The 14165-nt window shown below is 67.6% G+C and carries 12 protein-coding genes and 1 pseudogene; 6 read left to right on the top strand and 7 right to left on the bottom strand.

The window, feature by feature from the left end; all coding sequences use genetic code 11:
* Positions 1-279: 279 nt before the first annotated feature.
* The 3 genes and pseudogenes from AC1DWT_RS44905 to AC1DWT_RS44895 all read left to right on the top strand — a co-directional run.
* Positions 280-1161: pseudogene (locus AC1DWT_RS44905) on the top strand (TauD/TfdA dioxygenase family protein); the annotation flags it as partial.
* Positions 1162-1179: 18 nt separating this feature from the next.
* Entirely contained in the window at positions 1180-2121 is a 942-nt protein-coding gene (locus tag AC1DWT_RS44900; protein ID WP_072944144.1) for a TauD/TfdA dioxygenase family protein, read from the top strand.
* A gap of 17 nt (positions 2122-2138) precedes the next feature.
* Complete coding sequence (locus AC1DWT_RS44895) at positions 2139-3245, top strand: ABC transporter substrate-binding protein (RefSeq protein ID WP_072944146.1); 1107 nt, start codon at positions 2139-2141, stop codon at positions 3243-3245.
* A 51-nt stretch (positions 3246-3296) separates the two neighbouring features.
* Here AC1DWT_RS44895 and AC1DWT_RS44890 read toward each other — a convergent pair whose 3' ends face one another.
* On the bottom strand, positions 3297-4124 hold the full coding sequence (locus tag AC1DWT_RS44890; protein WP_179377900.1) for an alpha/beta fold hydrolase: 828 nt from the start codon (positions 4122-4124) through the stop codon (positions 3297-3299).
* Positions 4125-4368: 244 nt separating this feature from the next.
* Between AC1DWT_RS44890 and AC1DWT_RS44885 the strand changes: the two genes are divergently transcribed.
* A complete protein-coding gene (locus AC1DWT_RS44885) occupies positions 4369-4962 on the top strand; it encodes a C40 family peptidase (protein ID WP_095865853.1) in 594 nt (197 codons plus the stop codon).
* A 34-nt stretch (positions 4963-4996) separates the two neighbouring features.
* Here AC1DWT_RS44885 and AC1DWT_RS44880 read toward each other — a convergent pair whose 3' ends face one another.
* Positions 4997-6586, bottom strand: a complete 1590-nt coding sequence (locus AC1DWT_RS44880) for a GMC family oxidoreductase (protein WP_206012914.1) — start codon at positions 6584-6586, stop codon at positions 4997-4999.
* A gap of 48 nt (positions 6587-6634) precedes the next feature.
* Positions 6635-8371 (bottom strand): aldehyde dehydrogenase family protein, encoded by a 1737-nt coding sequence (locus tag AC1DWT_RS44875; RefSeq protein ID WP_206012913.1) that lies wholly within the window; start codon positions 8369-8371, stop codon positions 6635-6637.
* Positions 8372-8570: 199 nt separating this feature from the next.
* On the opposite strand from AC1DWT_RS44875, the gene AC1DWT_RS44870 reads away from it, so the two are divergent.
* Positions 8571-9752 carry a PucR family transcriptional regulator gene (locus tag AC1DWT_RS44870; RefSeq protein WP_206012912.1) on the top strand — a complete coding sequence of 394 codons (1182 nt, stop codon included), beginning with the start codon at positions 8571-8573 and terminating at the stop codon, positions 9750-9752.
* A 22-nt stretch (positions 9753-9774) separates the two neighbouring features.
* Positions 9775-11076 carry a type I glutamate--ammonia ligase gene (locus AC1DWT_RS44865; protein ID WP_206012911.1) on the top strand — a complete coding sequence of 434 codons (1302 nt, stop codon included), beginning with the start codon at positions 9775-9777 and terminating at the stop codon, positions 11074-11076.
* An 8-nt stretch (positions 11077-11084) separates the two neighbouring features.
* Here the strand turns inward: AC1DWT_RS44865 and AC1DWT_RS44860 are convergent, their stop codons facing one another.
* From AC1DWT_RS44860 to AC1DWT_RS44845, 4 genes are all read right to left on the bottom strand, one after another.
* Positions 11085-12515: an NAD(P)(+) transhydrogenase (Re/Si-specific) subunit beta gene (locus tag AC1DWT_RS44860; protein ID WP_206012910.1), complete on the bottom strand. Its 1431-nt coding sequence runs from the start codon at positions 12513-12515 to the stop codon at positions 11085-11087.
* A complete protein-coding gene (locus tag AC1DWT_RS44855; RefSeq protein WP_072944158.1) occupies positions 12515-12838 on the bottom strand; it encodes an NAD(P) transhydrogenase subunit alpha part 2 in 324 nt (107 codons plus the stop codon). The genes AC1DWT_RS44860 and AC1DWT_RS44855 overlap by 1 nt, the downstream gene beginning before the upstream one ends.
* Entirely contained in the window at positions 12838-13986 is a 1149-nt protein-coding gene (locus AC1DWT_RS44850; protein WP_206012909.1) for an NAD(P) transhydrogenase subunit alpha, read from the bottom strand. The genes AC1DWT_RS44855 and AC1DWT_RS44850 overlap by 1 nt, the downstream gene beginning before the upstream one ends.
* The coding region (locus AC1DWT_RS44845; RefSeq protein ID WP_477925747.1) for a hypothetical protein at positions 13983-14165 on the bottom strand (183 nt) is incomplete at its 5' end. The genes AC1DWT_RS44850 and AC1DWT_RS44845, both read right to left, overlap by 4 nt.

The following is a 14165-nucleotide window of genomic DNA, read 5'->3' as shown; positions in this document are numbered from 1 at the left end:
GTTCCCGTTCTCGACGCCGACGGACGGCCCCGCGGCGCGCTCGGAGTCCAGGCGCTCCGCCGGCGACTCACCGACGATCTCGTGCGGGAGATCGTGCCGCTGATGCGGGGCGTCGCGGCGCGGATCGGTGCGGGCGCCGGAACCGCATTTCCCGCGTTCCGGTAGGGAAAAACTCAGGGTGAACCTTTTTCGCATTGTGAAAAAAGCGTTGTAGCAACGTGGTTCGGGATTCGATGATGATCGCGACGTATCGATTCAGCCCGAAACCCAGGAGTACCCATGACCGTCACCACCGCAGCGCCCACCGACTCGGATCGGTCCGCCGACACCGCGCTCGAGGTCCGTCCCGTCGCCGGGCACATCGGCGCCGAGATCTCCGGTATCGACCTCCGGAAAGAACTGGCCGACAACGAGGTAACACAGGTTCGCGACGCCCTGCATCGCTACAAGGTGCTGTTCTTCCGCGACCAGGAGATCGGGCACGCCGAACAGATCGCGTTCTCCCGCAAGTTCGGTGACGTGACGCCGTCGCACCCGTACGACGACGAAGCACCCGAGGGCTTCCCGCAGATCCTCGCCGTCGACAGCCGCAAGTACGAGAAGCGTTTCGGGCGCAAGAAGTACAGCTACGACAACAAGTGGCACACCGACGTCACCGCGCTGATCAACCCGCCGGCAGGCACTATCCTGCGCGCGCACCTCGTCCCGGAGCAGGGTGGCGACACCCAGTGGACCAACCTCGTCGCCGCCTACGAGGGTCTGCCGGACTCACTGAAGCGCCTCGTCGACGGCCTCCGCGCCGAGCACCGGTTCGGCGGCAGGCACCCGCAGTGGGCCGAGGACAGCAGCTACGCCCAGAAGACGCGGGAGAACCCGCTCGTCACCGAACACCCGGTGGTCCGGGTTCACCCGGTGACGGGGGAGCGTGCCCTGTTCGTGACGCCCGGGTTCACCGCCCGGATCGTCGGGGTGTCGCCGTCCCAGAGCGACCGCCTGCTGGACCTCCTGTTCGCCGAGGTGACGAACCCCGCCTACACGGTGCGCTTCCGCTGGGCGCCGGGCAGCCTCGCGTTCTGGGACAACCGTGCCACCGCCCACCTCGCGCCCACCGACCTCGACCACCTCGACGTCACCCGGGTCCCTACCAGAAAGGCGCACGAGTCCATAAAGGAGACGAAAATGACAGTTATCGACGACCGTCCCGGTGTCGCCACCGAGCTCCGGATCGCTCCCATTGCCGGCTATATCGGCGCCGAGGTCAGCGGTGTGGATCTCGCGGGTGACCTGGACGAGGCCACCGCCGCACGACTGCGGCAGGCGTTGCTTGACCACAAGGTGCTGTTCTTCCGCGACCAGCCCCTCGACCACGCGGCGCAGATCCGGTTCTCCCGGCACTTCGGGAAGGTGACGCCGGCCCACCCCTACGACTACAACGCCCCCGAGGGCTACCCGGAAATCCTGGAGGTGGACAGCCGCAAGTACGCGGCCCGCGGCGGTGCCCGCAAGTACAGCTACGCGAACTTCTGGCATACCGACGTCTCGGCGCTGGTGAACCCGCCGGCGATCACGTTCCTGCGGTCGGAACTGGTGCCGGACGTCGGGGGCGACACCACCTGGACCAATCTCGCGGCGGCGTACGCGAATCTGCCGGAATCGTTGAAGTCGTTCGTGGACGGCCTGCGCGCCGAACACCGGTTCGGGGGACGGCAGAAGCGCTGGGAGGCGGGCAGTGACGCCGAACAGAACGTCACGACGAAACCGATCGTGACGGAGCATCCGGTGGTCCGCGTGCATCCGGAGACCGGTGAGCGGGGGCTGTTCGTCACTCCCGGCTTCACGAGCCGCATCCTCGGCGTCTCCCCGGCACAGAGCGACCGGATCCTCGACCTGCTGTTCGAGGAGGTCACGAACCCGGCGTACACGGTTCGAGTTCGCTGGCAGAACAACAGCATCGGGGTGTGGGACAACCGCATCACCGCGCACCTCGCGCCGGCGGATCTCGATCATCTCGACGTCGTGCGGGTGCTGTACCGCACCACGGTCGAAGGTGATGTTCCGGTCGGCGTCGACGGTCAGCCGTCGCGGTCGGTGGCCGGCACCGCGTTCCACGGCTCCGACTGAGCCAGGGGGAYGACGACATGAGGGCTGAGTCGCCGATCGGGTTGCGCCGTAACAGATCGTTCGCCGCCGCGGTGCTGGTCACGGCCGTGGCGCTGGTGGTCGCGGCATGTGGTGGGTCGTCCTCGGGCGGCGGGACGACGGAGGACGGCAAGACGGTGCTGCGGTACGAGGGCAGCCCGGCCAGTGTCACCTTCCCCGAGCTTGCGGAGGATCTCGGGTTCTTCGAGAAGGTGCAACTGGAGTGGTTGGGGGACACGACGAGTGGGCCGCAGAGCATTCAGTCCGCGGCCACCGGGGAGACCGACTTCGGGGCGGCCTTCAATGGCGCCATCGCCAAACTCGTCGATGCCGGGGCACCGCTGACCGGGGTCGTGTCGGTATACGGATCGGACGGCGACACCGAGGCCGACAGTTTCAACGGCTACTACGTCCTCGACGGCAGTCCCATCCGGACGGCCCGCGATCTGATCGGGAAGAAGGTGGGAATCAACACCCTCGGCGCCTACCACGAGTACGTCATCAAGGAATGGCTGTTCCGTGCCGGCCTGACCAACGACGAGATCAACCAGGTGGAGCTGACCGTGGTGCCGCCGAACAACACGGAACAGGCACTGCGGTCGGGGCAGATCGACGTGGGGAATCTCGGGGGGATCGTCAAGGATGCCGCGCTCGGCCGGGGCGGGTTGACGCCGCTGTTCACGGATGTCGATCTCACCGGCCCGCTGGGGATCGGGGCGGTGGTGTTCCGGAACGATTTCATCTCGAAGAACGAGGACGCTGTCCGCGACTTCGTGCAGGGCGTCGCGCGCGCCGTGCGGTGGACGCAGACGGTGCCGAAGGAGGAGGTGGTCGATCGTTTCGTGAAGATCGTCGAGGGTCGTGGGCGTAACGAGTCGACGGAGTTCGTCCGGCAGTGGAAGAGTGCCGGCGTGCCCGCGGCCGGGGGAGTGATCGATCCCGGGGAGTTCCAGATCTGGATCGACCAGGGCGTGCGGTTGGGGGTGCTGAAACCGGGCGGGACGACGGCGGAGGGCCTGTTCACCAACGACTACAACCCGTACGCGAACGGCACGTATCCGCCCGGCAGTGACGCCGACGGAAATCCGGTGGTCGCTGCAGGCTGAGCGGCTCCGCCGCCCGTGCGTGGTGAGCGAGTCCCTACACTCGCCGACCACTCACGGGCGGTGGAGTGCCCGGCGGACGGCGTCGGCGAAAGAGGTGGGGTCGTGGATCAGCCAGCCGTGGTTGCCTGTCACGGTAATGACGCGAGGATTGCGTAGCGCCTTCCTCATCGACTCGAAGCTGGCGAGGGGAATTGTCCGGTCCCCGCGACCCCACAGGAGGGACACCGGTAGGCCACGGTCGGCGAGGACGCCGAGTTCGTGGCGCAGATCCGCCCGTCTGGCCAGGTGTGCCGTTCGCCAGACCGCACCCGGATCCCGTAGCGCGTTGGGCAGAAAACCGTTGACGAGCGATGCCGTCGTGTGCGCGATGGTCCGGATCGACAGCGCCTCACCCAGGGCCGAGGCGCCCCAGTCCCACAGTGGTCGCTCGTCGATGGGCCGGGTGTGCCAGCCGTCGGACGACCAGGCGCCGCCGCCGACGGAGTTGACCAGGACCAGGCGCGCGACCCGCTCCGGAAGGTCGTGGGCAGCCTGGATGGCGACGCCGCCGCCGAACGAGTGGCCGACCAGGGTGACCGGTTCACTGATTCCCGCGTCGTCGAGGAACCGTCCGAGCCAGGCCGCGTAACCGGCGAAGGTGCGGTCCTCGGGCGCGTGATCGGGGGTGCCGCCGAAGCCGGGGAGCGTCGGCGTGACGACGCGATGCCCGTGTTGAGCGAGCATCGCGAGGCTGCGGTCGTACACCCGCGGGGTGAGTCCCCATCCGTGCAGGAAGACGACGGGCGAGCCTGCACCCACGACGGTGAGGGTCGTGGCGTCCGCATCTGCGGGTTCCCCGAAGATCTCGGGTTCTGAGTTCTGGGTCAGTGACACGCACACAGCGTGGACGACGGGGATGCCGTCGGTAACGGGCCGATTTACCCGAACGCATACCTGTTTCTGGTGTTTCGTGCCGGACCGGTCGGTTCGATATCGAATCGTTATCTACCTGTATTGCAAAAACAGGTATGTGTATGGGCCGATCGGCCGTTGTCCGCTGAGTCCGTGACCGGGATGTTATCTAACGTCTCGTCCGAACGGCACGGAAGTCGCCGGACTCTCAAAAATTGAAGGACTCAGCTCAATGGCCAAGCATAGATTGCGTCGGGGCAATCGTCTGCAGTTTTCGACCGGCGGTCTTCTGATCGCCGCCGGTGTGGGAGTGGGAGCGTTCCTGCTTCCCGTCGCTCCCGCTGCAGCGGAGCCGATCACCATCCCAGGAATTGGGACATTCGAGGTACCGGGTGTACCGCCAGTGCCTCCGGTTCCATCCGCTCCGGCTCCGAACCCCGGGCCACTGCCGGGACCGGTCCCGGCCCCGCCGGCGATGCCGGCCACCCACGGCGCTCAGGCTCTCGCCGCCGCCGAGTCGAAGATCGGCTCGCCGTACGTCTGGGGCGCCACCGGGCCGAACTCCTTCGATTGCTCGGGCCTGGTGCAGTGGGCGTACAAGCAGGTGGGCATCTCGGTGCCCCGTACCACCTACGACCAGTTGAACGGGGGATCGCCCGTCGACAAGGGCAGCCTGCAACCGGGTGACCTGGTCCTGTTCAACGGGGCGGAGCACGTCGGGCTCTACGCCGGGAACGGCACGGTCGTCCACGCGCCCACCGCCGGGCAGCCCGTCAAGCAGTCGCCGCTCGATTCGATGCCGTTCTACGCGGCGCGCCGCTACTAGGCGGCTCCGCCGCCCGCACGGGGCGCGAAGCGCCCTACGAGTTGCGGATCAGATCCGACGCCCGCTCACCGATGAGGACCGACGGTGCGTGGGTGTGCCCGCGGATGATGGCGGGCATGATCGACGCGTCCGCGACGCGCAGTTTGTCGACCCCACGAACCCGCAGGTCGGGTGTGACGACACTCGCGTCGTCGTTGCCCATGCGGCACGTCCCGACCGGGTGGTAGAGCGTGTGCGCGTTCTCCTGGAGTGCCCGCTCGAGGATCTCGTCGATCGGGGTGCTCGGTTCCACTGCCGGGCGAATCAGATTGCCGAGCCGCGACTTCAGCGCGGGCGCGGACGCGAGCGCGTCGCACAGGCGCAGTCCTTCGAGCATCGCCCGTCGGTCGACTCCGCCGCTGTCGCTGAGATAGCGGGGATCGATGATCGGCTTGGCGAGGGGATTCGCCGACTTCAGCGAGATCTCGCCGCGACTCTCGGGTTTGACGAGGATGGTGCCGATCACCGCGGCGTGCCCGGTCGCAGGGATGAGGCCCTCGTCGAAGAACGGCGCCGGCCCGAAGATCATCTCGAGATCGGGCAGTGCCAGATCGTCCCGGCTGCGCGTGAAACCGTACGCCTCGGCCACATTCGACGTCAGCATGCCGCGGCGGCGGGTCAGGTAGTTGAGCAGTTCCGGGATCTTCTCCGCGGCGAACAGCGAGTCCGAGTCGACGCTGTAGCCGAGGAACGACACCAGGTGGTCGAGCAGATTCTTCCCGACCTCCGGCAGGTGCTGCTGCACCGCGACGCCGTGCGCCCGCAACTGCGCCTCGTCGCCGATGCCCGACAGCATGAGGAGTTGCGGCGAGTTGATCGCCCCGCCGGCGAGGATCACTTCCTTCGCGGCGCGGACGGTGCGTCGCACCCCGTCCTTCTCGTACTCGACGCCGACGGCGGCGGAGCCCTCGAACAGCACCCGGGTGGCCTGGGCGCCGGTGAGGACGGTCAGGTTCTTCCGCTTCAGTGCCGGCCGCAGGTAGGCGTCGGCCGTACTCCACCGCGCGCCCCGTTTCTGCGTGACCATGGTCTGTGAGAAGCCTTCGGGCCGAGTGGCGTTCGCCCGTTCGACGGGGTAGCCGGTCTCCTCGGCGGCCGCGAGGAACGACGCGGTGAGGGCGCGGGGGCTCCGCTGGTGCGAGACGACGATCGGTCCGCCCGTGCCGCTGTCGGCGTCCGACGCGTCCTGCACGTTCTCGATGCGGCGGAAGTATTTGACCACTTCCCTGAACGACCACGTGTCGTCGGCGAGTTCGGCCCACTCGTCGTAGTCGGCGGCGAATCCGCGCACCCACATCATCGCGTTCATCGACGACGAGCCGCCGAGCATCTTGCCGCGCGGCCAGTAGATCGTGCGCCCGCCGAGCCCGGGTTGCGGCTCCGTCAGGTAGTCCCAATCCAGTTCACTGCGAAACAGTTTCGAGAAGGCGGCGGGGATGTGCGCGAACTTGTCCTTGTCCTCACCGCCGGCCTCGAGGACCACGACCTCGCTGCCGGAGTCGGCGCTGAGCCGGTCGGCGAGCACCGCACCTGCCGAACCCGACCCCACGATCACGTAGTCGGCCACAGACAGTTCCTGATTCATCGTTCATCTCCACTTCGACGGGGGTGACGGGACGAGGACTCGCAGCCCTCACCCACGCAGCGCGGACGCGAAGATCGCCAGCAGGCGGGTCCATGAGGGTGCACCGGCAAATCCTGTCAGCAATCGGCCCGTCGTGGCGGCGGTTCGGTTGGTGACGAACCACGGGGGTTTGGGCGAGATGGACATCTCGCGGTTCAGGATGGACCGCGGCGACGGCCGGAACGGGCCGCGGACGACGGTGCGTTCCGGCCGGTCGATGAGGAGCGCGTTGTGCACCACGCCGATGCCGCTCTGCACGTCGTTCAGGGTGTGGCCGGGGAAGGCTCCCCAGGTGGCGGTGGCGGTGAGGTAGCCGACGCCGGTCCACGCGTTGACTGCGATGGTCCCGTAGCGGAGGCTCTCGAGCAGCGAGTCGAACTCCGCACCCATCTCGTGGATGGTGTGCGGCGCCGCGACGATGTTGATCCCGAGTGTTCCGACGAAGTCCGCGTTGACGAGGTCGGCGGCGTGGGCCGCGAACTCGGCGCCGCCGTGGGGAAGGTCGATCACGCCGAGCACCGGCGCGAAGTACTCGGTCTGCAGGAGCGGGGCGTAGGCGCCGGGCTCGAGATCGCTGACCAGGACGCGTCCGCCGTTCTCGCCCAGCCGGGCCGCGGTGGGGAACGACGCGACGGCGCCGGCGACCCGGGCGTCGCTGCCGGGGTAGTACGCGGTGCGTTCCGGTGCCTTGTCGAGCGCCTCCTTCAGGGCGGCCACGAACTCGTCGCGCTGCTTCCACTCGGACGACACGACCACAGCCTGCGCCGCGACGCAGTTGTAGCCGCCGTTGTGCAGTCGTTGCGTCGCAATGTGTTCGGCCTGGAACTTGATGTCGGCGCGGCTCCATTCGCCGGGCAGCACGATGGTGGGGGACACGCCGCCGAGTTCGCTGGAGATGGCCTTGCCGAGGAGGGGTTCGTTCGCCGCCTTGCGCCGCGCACCGTCCTCGCCGGTCCCGAACACGATCGCGTCGTGGGTGAGCGCGCTGCCCGTCATGTGCACGTGGTCGACCAGGTCGTGGTGCACCAGGTACGTTCCGACGTCCGCGCCGCCGGTCAGCAACCGGACCGCGCCGATCGAGATGAGCGGTTCGAGGACCCGCGTCAGCACGGGCAGCAGGCGGTCGGTGACGGGGTTGAGCTTGAGGGCGACGACGCGGTTGTGCGCGATCAGTTCGTACAGGGTATCGAGCGGGGCGATCGAGGTGATGTTGCCGGCGCCCAGGACCACGCCGACGCCCTGCGTCCGCGACGGGTCGCGCTGGGCGAGGCCGGCGTCACGCTGTGCCGTCGCACGATCGATTCCCGGCTGCAGCCACACGTCCGCGCTGAATCCGCTGAGCAGCAACTTGTCGAAGATGTTCAGGGGCAACGCCTTGACCGTGGTGCGGCCGCCCGGCGCGGTGCCGAACGTGGCGCCGTCCAGTGGGCTGGTGCCGGCGTCGAGCTTTGCCAGACTCGCGGACAGTGCCGCGGTGCCGGTGGCCAGCGGGTACGGTCCGGACATCCATTCCTCGCCGACCAGCGGCGACTTCGGGTCCAGGCCCTTGATCGCGACCGCGGCGTCCACCCAGTCGGCGGCATGCTGCACGGTGAGGTCGTGCACCTTGTCGAGGAGTGTCCCGCGGTCGGTGAGGGAGAGGTCGGCCCAGGTCTTCTCGCCCTCGGCGAGGTCGGCGAGGGCCGCGTCGACCTCCTGGTGCGGCGAGGTGGTGTTGGAGGTGACCTCGGGTTCTGAAGTGCTCACGGTGGACAGCTCCGCTCGGGTCGAGTACATGGTGGGCCGCGCCACAGAATTGGAAGATTTCTGTGGCGTAGAACACCGATTCTCGTCCCCGTTGCGGGCGCCGCGCCATAGGCAGCGGCTGTGAATGTAGCCCACCGGGGCTATGCCGTCGCACAAAAGGGGGATGGCGCCGATTTCATCCGGTGGATAGTCTTGCCGGATGACTGTCAGCCCGGATGTCGCGCCTTCGCCCACCGATCTTCTGGGCTCGATGCTGGAGTCGGTGGACGAGTTGTCCGAGGAACTCGTCTCGCGCATCCTGTCGGCCGAGCACGGCTACGTGGAGGCGACACTCCTCACCCCGGAGCAGTTGTACGCGGCGTGCGTCGACAACCTCACGGCGATGCTGGGCAACCTCGCGGGCAGTGCGCCGATCCGGCTGGAGGCGGCGCGTGCGGCCGGACAGTTGAAGGCCGAACAGGGGGTGCCGCTCGCGGCGCTGCTCCACGCGTTCCGGCTCGGTGGTCGCCTGATCTGGGACGAACTGATGAACCGCTCGGACGGCCGCGCCACCAATGCGCTGCTCGACATGGCCGCCCAGGTGTGGGCGCTGGTGGACGTCTACTCGGACAGCGCCGCGGAGGCCTACCGGGAGACCGCCGACCTGCGCGCCCGCGAGGACGCCGAGTCGCGGGGCCGGCTGATCCGCACCCTCTTCGGTGACCATGCCGCCAACCCGGCCGGCGCCGCCGACGCGCTCCGCACGTTCCGGATTCCGGAGAACAGCACGTTCCTCGTCGTGTCCGTCGAGGCGGCGGCGTCCACGTCCGCAGCGGACGTCGTCCAGTCGGACCTTCGCGGTGCGGGGGTCGACTCGGTGTGGGACTCGGAGGTCGACGGCCGGGTCGGGCTGCTGTGGGCCGCCACCGCCGAGGTCCTCGATTCGGCGCTGGACATCCTCGGCCGCACCGGTCACGGACGGATCGGCGTCAGCTCGGCGTTCGGACGTCCGGGTGGGACGAGCCGGGCCGTGGAGCAGGCGCGGATCGCCCGCCGCTGCGCGGGGCGCGGCGGGTGCACCGTCACCCGCTACGAGTCGGTGCCGGTGTCGCTGCTGCTGGTCAGTGTTCCCGACGCCGGGAAGCTCGCGTCGAACCAGATACTCGGACCGGTGCTGGCCCTGCCCGCGGAGGAACAGGAAAGCCTGCTCGCCACTCTCGACGCCTGGTTCTCCTGCCGCGGCTCCACGACGGCGGCGGCCACCCAATTGCACTACCACCGCAACACCGTCCTGTACCGGCTGCGCCGAATTCACACCCTCACGGGACGCGATTTCTCCGACCCCATCGACGCCGCCGAACTGTACGTCGGTCTGCGGGCGCACCAGCTGCTCGGTTCGTGACAGGGGCGGTGGCGAGGCACTGATGCGCGGCGCAGGGAACGACTTCGCCCCCACCGACCGCATCGTCGGCTCGATCGTCGACATGGCCGGGGTCTCCCGGGCGAAGATGCTGCCCATCGCGAGGCTGTCCACGTTCGTCGACGCCGGTGCGGGCGCCTCGCCGAGCTGGAGTGTGTTCTGCGTCGACGACCACCTCGCGTTCACGCCGGCCTTCTCCGTGGTGGGCGACCTTCGGCTGCGGATCGACGCCGACGACGTGAGAAATCTGGGCGACGGCACGTACTGGGCGCCGGCGTGCCTCACCGAGCAGGACGGAACGCCGTCGCTCGCCTGCACCCGGGATGCGCTGCGGCGGGTGACGGCGCGGCTGGAGGAATCCGGGCTGAGCGCGCGGACCGGCCACGAGATCGAGTTCACGCTGTTCGACGCGGCGACGGCCGACGAATGGTCCGCGTACGGACTGAACGCCGTTCTCGCGCACGATGAATTCTTCGCACGACTGCTCGCCGCGGCAGCGACGGCCGGGCTGCCTGTCGAACAGGTCCACGCCGAGGCCGGGCTCAACCAGTTCGAGGTGTCGCTCGCCCCCGCCGACCCCGTCACGGCCGCCGACGACGTGGTGCTGGCTCGCGCACTGATCAGCCGGACCGCGCGTGCCCAGGGGATGCGGGCGTCGTTCTCGCCCATGCCCGTTGCGGGCGGTGCGGGAAACGGCGCCCACCAGCACGTGTCGTTCGCCGAGGACGATCGGCCGATCCTGTCCGGAGGTCCGGGCCCGCACGGGCTGACGGCCGCCGGTGGCGCCGCGGTCGCCGGGATCCTGCGGGCGCTACCCGAGTTCACGGCGGTTCTCGCCGGGTCGGCGCTGTCGCATCTGCGGTTGCGCCCGGGGATGTGGTCGGGGGTGTCGCGCTGCTGGGGGCTGGAGAACCGCGAGGCAGCGGTCCGCCTGTGCACGGACACCGCCGGGAACCCGCACGGCGCGAACCTCGAGATCAAACCCGTCGACCCCTCCGCGAACCCGTACCTGAGCGGCGCCGCCATTCTCGGCGCCGCCCACGACGGGATCGTCGGTGCGTTTCCACTACCGGACGAGGTGTCGGTCGACCCGGCGAACCTGGCAGGCGCGCACGCCGTCGACCTCCTCCCGACCCTGCCGTCCGACGTGCTCGGGGCATTCGAGTCCTCGGCACTCGCGCGGGACCTGTTCGGTCCGCTCATCGTGGAAGCGCTGGCGGCGGTCAAGCGCTACGAGCACGCCGAGTACCGGGACAAACCGGTCGACGAGGTCGCGCAACGCTTCCGGTACGCGTGGACGTCCTAGGTCGAGCGCTACAGCGCCTTGAGTTCTTCGGTCACTTCGGCGACCGACTTCTTGGCATCACCGAAGAGCATCGACGTGCCCTCGGCGAAGAAGAGCGGGTTCTCGATACCGGCGAAACCGGAGTTCATCGAACGCTTGAGCACGACGACGGACTTTGACTGGTCGACGTTGAGGATCGGCATCCCGTGAATCGGTGAACTCGGATCGTTGCGCGCTGCCGGGTTGGTGACGTCGTTCGCGCCGATCACCAGGGTGACATCGGTGCGAGCGAACTCGTCGTTGATGTCGTCCATTTCCTTCATCGCGTCGTACGAGACATCTGCCTCGGCGAGAAGAACGTTCATGTGACCGGGCATACGCCCGGCGACGGGGTGAATGGCGTATTTGACGTCGACGCCCCTCGTTTCGAGCAACTTCGCCATGTCCTTGACGGCGTGCTGGGCCTGCGCGACAGCCAATCCGTATCCGGGTACGACGATGACCTGGTTGGCGTAGGCCATCTGGATTGCGGCGTCGGCGGCCGACGTCGCCTTGGCCGTGCGCACGACGCCGTCCGATGCTGCCACGTCACCGCCGCCGCCACCGAATCCACCGGCGACGATGGCGGGGATGGACCGGTTCATGGCCTTGGCCATGAGGTTGGTCAGGATGGTGCCCGAAGCGCCGACGATCATGCCGGCGACGATCATCGCCTGGTTGTTCAGTGCCAAACCTGCTGCAGCGGCCGATAACCCGGTCAGCGCATTGAGCAGAGAGATGACGACGGGCATGTCGGCGCCGCCGATGGGCAGAACGACCATCAGGCCGAGGATGCCCGAGAGCACCAGAACCCCCACGATCCACAGGGAGCCGGTCGGGCCTTCCGGCGAAATCGCCCTGATCCCGATGACTACCGAGAACGCGACTGCGGTGATGAGCAGCAGAGCATTGAGCGGCTGCTGGAGCCTTCCGATTCCGATCGGGCGACCGGGCAGGGTCTCCTGCAGTTTCAGGAACGCGATCACACTGCCCCAGAACGAGATCGAGCCGATCACCGCGGCGAAGAGCGAGGCGACGACGATGTGGACCGTCGGCGATTCGCCGTGCTGAAATGCGGTGAACCCGTCCGAGTCCAGGAATTCCGCGTACGCGATCAACGCGACCGTGCCGCCGCCGACACCGTTGAACAGTGCGACCAACTGCGGCATCGCCGTCATCTTCGTGCGCAGCGCCGGCGGAACACCCAGACAGACACCGATCAGGAGGCCGGAGGCGATCAGGATCCAGTTCCCCATCTGCGCATCGCGAATGGAGATCAGCGTCGCGACGACAGCGACGACCATGCCGACCGCGGCGATCTGGTTGCCGCGCACCGCGGTCTTCGGGCCCGTCAGGCCCATGAGACCGTAGATGAACATCGCGAACGCGACGATGTACAAACCATTGACCAGGTATTCCATTACCGGTCACCATCCTTCGACACAGACGCGGCGGCCGGCTTGGCCTTGAACATCGCCAACATGCGGTCGGTGACCACGAAGCCACCGACAACGTTCACGGTTCCGAAGACGAGCGCGACGAACAAGATGATCTGCAACCCGAGCGACGGATCGTGCACCTTGCCCAGGACGACCAACGCACCCAGCACGACGATGCCGTGGATGGCGTTCGTACCCGACATCAGCGGAGTGTGCAGGGTGTTCGGAACCTTGGAGATCACAGCGAAACCGACGAACCCGGACAGCACCAGGATCGCGATGTTCGCCAGAAGCGATGTGTACATCAGGCGCCCTTCTCTTCACGGGTGACGCACGCGCCGGCCAGAACCTCATCGGAGAAGTCCGGAGCCAGGACGGCGACCTTCCCCGTTCCTTCGCCGGCACCGCCGTCGAGGAGCATCAATTCGATCAGCGCGGAAATGTTCTTCGCGTACAACTCGGACCCGTGCTCGGGCATGGACGCCGGCAGATTCAGCGGCGAGCAGATGGTCACGCCGTGTTTGACGACGGTCTGACCCGGTTCGGTGAGCTCGCAGTTGCCACCGGTTTCACCCGCGAGGTCGACGACGACACTGCCGGGCGTCATTCCTTCGACGGCGGCAGCAGTCACCAGACGCGGGGCAGGACGACCCGGCACCAGGGCCGTGGTGATCACGACGTCGAAGCCTTTGATTGCATCTTCGAGAGCCCGTTGCTGCTTCGCGCGCTCGTCCTCGGTCAGCTCGCGGGCGTATCCACCCTCACCGGCCGCGTCGATTCCGAGGTCGAGCCATTGCGCGCCCACCGACCGCACCTGGTCCGCGACCTCGGGACGCACGTCGTATCCGGTTGCGCGGCCACCGAGACGCTTCGCCGTCGCCAACGCCTGCAGGCCTGCGACACCGACACCGAGCACCAGCACCGTCGCAGGCTTCACCGTGCCCGCAGCCGTGGTGAGCATCGGGAAGAACCGTGTCGACTCCGACGCCGCCAGCAGCACCGACTTGTAGCCGGACACGTTGGCCTGCGACGACAGCGCGTCCATCACCTGGGCGCGCGAAATACGTGGAATCGCCTCCATGGCGTATGCCTCGATTCCGGCGGCCTCGAGCTCGGCAATCCGATTATCCGCACTGCGCGGATTCAAGAAGCCGATCAGCCTCGTCCCCGCGCTGATCCGGCTGATCTCGTCCGTGGACGGGGGTGCAACCTTCACCACTACATCAGCGGTCCACGGATCGCCGATCTTCGCCCCGGCAGCGGTGTACAGCTCGTCGGGAATCAACGCCCCCATACCGGCCCCGGACTCGACTACCACATCGACGCCCTTGCCGATCAGAGCGGACACAATTTTCGGCACCAGAGCCACCCGGCGCTCACCGTCACTCGATTCTCGAGGGACACCGACCAGGCACCTCTGACTATTGCCGCTCGATACTTCATTCGATTTCAAATCTGCACCTCGATAGGTCTGGAAAGCTGACTGGGAAAACTGGTTTCGCTCGGCCTCGGTCGAGGCAGTGGAATCGGGTGCACCGCCGTCGACGTGACGTCGACGACGGTGCACTTGGTTGAAGTGGTTATGCTGCTGTCGATTTCACTCGCGCCGAGCGAACCCGAGCGGGTCTCGGG

The sequence above is a fragment of the Rhodococcus sp. P4_B6 genome, assembly GCF_056402215.1.
The sequence above is the reverse complement of the archived record's forward strand: the minus strand, read 5'-3'. Positions and strand labels throughout refer to the sequence as shown.

What these genes read in the sequence shown, in the direction of transcription:
- AC1DWT_RS44900 (WP_072944144.1), top strand. Translation starts at nt 1,180, where the DNA reads ATGACAGTTATCGACGACCGTCCCGGTGTCGCCACCGAGCTCCGGATC.
- AC1DWT_RS44895 (WP_072944146.1), top strand. Translation starts at nt 2,139, where the DNA reads ATGAGGGCTGAGTCGCCGATCGGGTTGCGCCGTAACAGATCGTTCGCC.
- AC1DWT_RS44885 (WP_095865853.1), top strand. Translation starts at nt 4,369, where the DNA reads ATGGCCAAGCATAGATTGCGTCGGGGCAATCGTCTGCAGTTTTCGACC.
- AC1DWT_RS44880 (WP_206012914.1), bottom strand. Translation starts at nt 6,586, where the DNA reads ATGAATCAGGAACTGTCTGTGGCCGACTACGTGATCGTGGGGTCGGGT.
- AC1DWT_RS44870 (WP_206012912.1), top strand. Translation starts at nt 8,571, where the DNA reads ATGACTGTCAGCCCGGATGTCGCGCCTTCGCCCACCGATCTTCTGGGC.
- AC1DWT_RS44865 (WP_206012911.1), top strand. Translation starts at nt 9,775, where the DNA reads ATGCGCGGCGCAGGGAACGACTTCGCCCCCACCGACCGCATCGTCGGC.
- AC1DWT_RS44860 (WP_206012910.1), bottom strand. Translation starts at nt 12,515, where the DNA reads ATGGAATACCTGGTCAATGGTTTGTACATCGTCGCGTTCGCGATGTTC.
- AC1DWT_RS44855 (WP_072944158.1), bottom strand. Translation starts at nt 12,838, where the DNA reads ATGTACACATCGCTTCTGGCGAACATCGCGATCCTGGTGCTGTCCGGG.